At 59.4% G+C, this 524-nt stretch carries 1 protein-coding gene; it reads right to left on the bottom strand.

Going from position 1 to position 524, the window contains the following annotated elements:
• The coding region (locus ACP7BZ_RS23025; RefSeq protein ID WP_426117533.1) for a hypothetical protein at positions 1–524 on the bottom strand (524 nt) is incomplete at both ends.

Consider the following 524-nt stretch of genomic DNA (forward strand, 5'->3'; position numbering starts at 1 on the left):
TCCAGGCTGATCAGGTCCTGATTGCGCTCTTCCTGCATGTACTGGGCGTGGAAGGCAATTTGGCTGCGCTCTGCCGCATACGCATCCTCGATGGTCTTGAGCTTGCCCGTGGTGCCGAGTTTTGCAATTCGCGCTGCCTCCCGTGCTGCCTTGTCGGCGCCGGCCTGCACGGAGCCATCTTCGCCGGCGGTGTTGAAGTTGGCCTTCTTGCCTCCTGAACCAGGCACGCCGACACCTTCGGTTTCTGCGATCTGCTTGCGCGCAGCAATTTTCTTTTCCAGCGCGATGCGCGTTGCCCCTAACTGCATCGCCAAAAAGGGTTTGATCTTTGCTTCTGCTGCGTCCGCATCGCGCTTTTGTTCCGCGACCGCTTTACTCAACTCGGCAATCGGGTCGCCGCCTCTCGCCGCCGTGGCAAGCATCCCAACCGTGCTACCCGCAGATAAAGCCTTGAGGCTACTCATCCCAGACTTGAAGCTTGACGTGACTACCGGCACTGCGCTGCCGACGATACGAATGGTATC

Source organism: Massilia sp. PWRC2 (assembly GCF_049896725.1).
In the GTDB taxonomy this organism is placed as follows: Bacteria; Pseudomonadota; Gammaproteobacteria; order Burkholderiales; family Burkholderiaceae_D; genus JAFCUW01.